General features: G+C 73.3%; 2 protein-coding genes. Both read left to right on the forward strand.

Annotated features, from left to right (window positions below; translation table 11 throughout):
* Window positions 1–649: 649 nt before the first annotated feature.
* Window positions 650–2,458, forward strand: a complete 1,809-nt coding sequence (locus tag GPJ59_RS33975; protein ID WP_219671808.1) for an ABC-F family ATP-binding cassette domain-containing protein — start codon at window positions 650–652, stop codon at window positions 2,456–2,458.
* Between the two features lie 189 nt (window positions 2,459–2,647).
* Window positions 2,648–4,315: an outer membrane protein assembly factor BamB family protein gene (locus GPJ59_RS33980; protein ID WP_219671809.1), complete on the forward strand. Its 1,668-nt coding sequence runs from the start codon at window positions 2,648–2,650 to the stop codon at window positions 4,313–4,315.
* The last annotated feature ends 163 nt before the right edge of the window (window positions 4,316–4,478 follow it).

The following is a 4,478-nucleotide window of genomic DNA, read 5'->3' on the forward strand; positions in this document are numbered from 1 at the left end:
CCCCCTGGCCCCCCCCTGGCCCCCCGGGCCTCCGGCCTTCCGGCCTCCGGGCCCTCGCCCCCCCGGCCCTCCGGGCCTCCGGCCTCCGGGCCTCCGTGCTTCCGGGCCTCCGTGCTTCCGGGCTTCCGTGCTTCCGGGCTTCCGTGCTTCCGGGCCTCCGGGCTTCCGGGCCCCACGGCCTCCGGGTCTCCGGGCTTCCGGGCCCCACGGCCTCCGGGCCTCCGGGCCCCGGGCCTCCGGCCCCCCGGCCCCGGCCTCCGGGCCTCCGGGTCTCCGGCCCCCGGCCCTCCGGCCCCCGGCCCTCCGGGCCTCCGGGCTTCCGGGCTTCCGGGCTTCCGGCCCCCGGGTCTCCGGGTCTCCGGGTCTCCGGGCTTCCGGTCTCCGGGCTTCCGGGCTTCCGGGCTCCGGGCTTCCGGCCCCCGGGTCTCCGGGCCTCCGGCCCCCGGCCCCCGGCCTCCGGGCCTCCGGCCCCCGGCCCCCGGCCTCCGGGCCTCCGGCCCCCGGGCCGCTCCCGGGGACCGCGGGGGGTCACCCCCGCCCCGCCGCGGCCACGCAGGCGCTTCGGCCGACCGGCCCGCCCGTCGACCCCCGTCCCCCCGGGAAGGTTAGGCTGAGGGGCTGAGAGATCCCTTTCCCTGGAGCGCGTCTGATGGCCGTCAATCTGGTCAATGTCGAGGCAGTCAGCAAGGTGTACGGAACCCGCACCCTGCTCGACGGCATCTCCCTCGGCGTGTCCGAGGGGGACCGGATCGGCGTCGTCGGCCGCAACGGCGACGGCAAGACCACCCTCATCCGCATGCTCGCCAAGCTGGAGGAGCCCGACACCGGCCGGGTCACCCACACCGGCGGCGCCCGCATCGGGATCCTGACCCAGCACGACTCCCTGGACCCCGCCGCGACCATCCGCCACGAGATCATCGGCGACATGGCCGACCACGAGTGGGCCGGCAACGCCAAGATCCGCGACGTGCTGACCGGCCTGTTCGGCGGGCTGAACCTGCCCGGCTTCGGCCAGGGCCTGGACACCGTCATCGGCCCGCTCTCCGGCGGCGAGCGCCGCCGGATCGCGCTCGCCAAGCTGCTCATCGCCGAGCAGGACCTCCTCGTCTTGGACGAGCCCACCAACCACCTCGACGTCGAGGGCATCGCCTGGCTCGCCCGGCACTTGCAGGAGCGCCGCTCCGCCCTCGTCTGCGTCACCCACGACCGCTGGTTCCTCGACCAGGTCTGCACCCGCATGTGGGACGTGCAGCGCGGCGACGTCCACGAGTACGAGGGCGGCTACAGCGACTACGTCTTCGCCCGCGCCGAGCGCGAGCGGATCGCCGCCACCGAGGAGGCCAAGCGGCAGAACCTCATCCGCAAGGAGCTGGCCTGGCTGCGCCGCGGCGCCCCCGCCCGCACGTCCAAGCCGCGCTTCCGGATCGAGGCCGCCAACGAGCTCATCGCCGACGTGCCGCCGCCGCGCGACCGCAGCGAGCTGATGCGCTTCGCCAACTCCCGCCTCGGCAAGACCGTCTTCGAGCTGGAGAACGTCACCGTCCAGGCCGGCCCCAAGCAGCTGCTCAAGCACCTCACCTGGCAGCTCGGCCCCGGCGACCGGATCGGCCTGGTCGGCGTCAACGGCGCCGGCAAGACCTCCCTGCTGCGCGCCCTCGCCGAGGCCGCCCGCACCCAGGGCGAGTCCCAGCCCGCCGCCGGCACCGTCACCGTCGGCAAGACCGTCAAGCTGGCCTACCTCTCCCAGGAGGTCGGCGAACTCGACCCGTCCCTGCGGGTCCTGGAGGCCGTGCAGCGGGTCCGCGACCGGGTCGACCTCGGCAAGGGCCGCGAGATGACGGCGGGCCAGCTGTGCGAGCAGTTCGGCTTCACCAAGGAGAAGCAGTGGACGCCGGTCGGCGACCTCTCCGGCGGCGAGCGGCGCCGGCTGCAGATCCTGCGCCTGCTGATGGACGAGCCGAACGTGCTCTTCCTCGACGAGCCCACCAACGACCTCGACATCGAGACCCTGACCCAGCTGGAGGACCTCCTCGACGGCTGGCCCGGCTCGATGATCGTGATCTCCCACGACCGGTTCTTCATCGAGCGCACCACCGACACCGTGTGGGCGCTGCTCGGCGACGCCGCCCTGCGGATGCTGCCGCGCGGCGTCGACGAGTACCTGGAGCGCCGCCGGCGGATGATCGAGGCGGCCGCGCCCGCCCCGGCCGGGCCGGCCAAGGACAAGTCCGCCGCCACGGTGTCCTCCAAGGACGGGCGCGCCGCCAAGAAGGAGCTGCAGAAGATCGAGCGTCAGCTCAACAAGCTCTCCGACCGCGAGAGCCTGCTGCACGCCCAGATCGCCGACCACGCCACCGACTTCGAGAAGGTCGCCGGCCTCGACGCGGAGCTGAGGGAACTCCTCTCCGAGCGCGACGAGTTGGAGATGCGCTGGCTGGAACTCGCCGAAGAGGCCTGAGTACCGGCCCACCGACGACCCGCCGACGACCCGCCGGAACGGGCCCGGCCGGCCGGGCAACACCGGATAACAGCGGCGTCACAGGCCGGTCCGCCCTTGGGAACAGGGGTGCGACCGGCCTCGGCGGGTCTGCGGCCGGGTGATACAAAGGTCATCCCCCCACCGACCGACCGCCGAAGGTATGCGCTGATGACTGTGCCGCCACCGCCGCCGAACCAGCCGCCGGGACCGGACGGTTACGGCCACCTGCCCGGCCCGCCGCAGGGCTACGGCTACGGCTACCCCCAGGGACCCAACCCGTACGCCCAGCAGCCCCAGCCCCAGCCCCAGCAGCAGCCGCAGCAGCCGCAGGGCTGGGGCCCGTACCCGGGCCAGGGCGGCGGGTACCCGCCGCAGACCCCGCCGCAGACCCCGCCCGGCCAGGGCGGCGGCGGCCCGGCCCGGAACAAGCGCACGCCCGTCATCGTCGCCGCCGCCGTGGCCGGCGCGCTGGTGCTGGGCGCCGGCGCGTACTTCGCCTTCGCGGACGGCGCCGGCCACGACAAGCCGACCGCCCAGGGCTCCGCCGACCCGTCCGCCCCGGCCTCCCCCGACAAGGGCGACGGCAAGGGCGACGGCAAGGGAGCCGCACCGAAGCCGGACATCAACTCCGGCCGCAAGCCCGGCGAGGACAAGGTCCTGTGGGTGCAGACGAACACCGTCGACCTGCCGGGCGCCGGCGCCGACGCACCCGCCCAGTGGGTCGTCGGCGACACCGTCGTCAAGGCGGCGTACAAGTCCGTCACCGCCTACGGGGTGAGCGACGGCAAGGAACGGTGGACGGTCCTCTTCCCGAACAAGATCTGCACCGCCACGCACCTGACCACCACCGACGGCAAGACCGTCCTCGGCTACATGGACGGCCAGTCCGAGAACGCCAAGTGCAACCAGCTCAAGATGATCGACCTCAAGGCCGGCAAGGAGGGCTGGAACAAGGAGGTCCCGAGCGAGGGCCTGTTCGACATCATGGTCTCGCCCACCCTGGCCATCAGCGGTGACACCGTCACCGTCAGCCGCATGGGCCCCACCAGCGCCTTCAAGGTCAGCACCGGCGACAAGCTGTGGGCCCGCACCGGAGAACCCACCACCGATCCGGGCGGCTGCCTCCCCGAGAAGTACGCCGGCGGCCCCAAGCTGATCGGCGTCGCCCGCTGCACCGACGACGGCGAGGAGGTCCAGGGCTCCGACCCGGTCACCGGGAAGACCACCTGGTTCTACAAGCTCCCCAAGGACTGGAAGGTCTCCAGGGTCTACTCGGTCGACCCCGTCGTCGTCGACGTCGCCAACAAGCAGAAGCAGGAACGCGCCATCGCCGTCATCGGCTCGGACGGCAAGCTGCGCACCCAGCTCAGCGGCGAGGGCAGCTTCAACGCCCAGTGCGACAACGTCCTGCTGGACCGCTACCTGCAGAGCTGCTGGGGCGCGGTCGTCGACACCCGCGCGAACAGCATCTACCTGCCCACCGACGGCAAGTCCAACGAGATCGTCGCCTTCGACCTCAACACCGGCAAGGCCAAGTGGCGCACCCCCGCGGAGAAGGACCGCCGGATGCTGCCGCTGAAGGCGGAGAACGGCCAGCTGTACGCCTACGTCGAGGCCGAGAAGGACAAGGGCGGCGAGGTGCTCGCGATCCCGGCCGCCGGCGGCAAGCCCACCACGGTGCTGCGCAACCCCTCGCCCCCCGCGGCCACCGTCGAGAACAACATCGCCGCCCCGCAGATCGACTACGCGGACGGACGGCTGTTCGTCTCCGTCACCGCGCTGCGCGGCAGCGCCAAGGGCGTGGACGAGGAGCTCCTGATGGCCTTCGGCAAGTGACCCGGATCCGGAATCGGCAAGTGAGAGGCAGCAGCACCCGATGAGTACCCCGCCACCCCCTCCGAACCAGCCGCCGGCCGGTGGTTTCGGCGCCCCCCAGGATCCGCCCCCGGGCGGCTTCGGCGCGCCCCACGACCCCCGAGCGGGCTTCGGCGCGCCCCCG

Source organism: Streptomyces bambusae (genome assembly GCF_019400985.1).
Classification (GTDB): domain Bacteria; phylum Actinomycetota; class Actinomycetes; order Streptomycetales; family Streptomycetaceae; genus Streptomyces; species Streptomyces bambusae_A.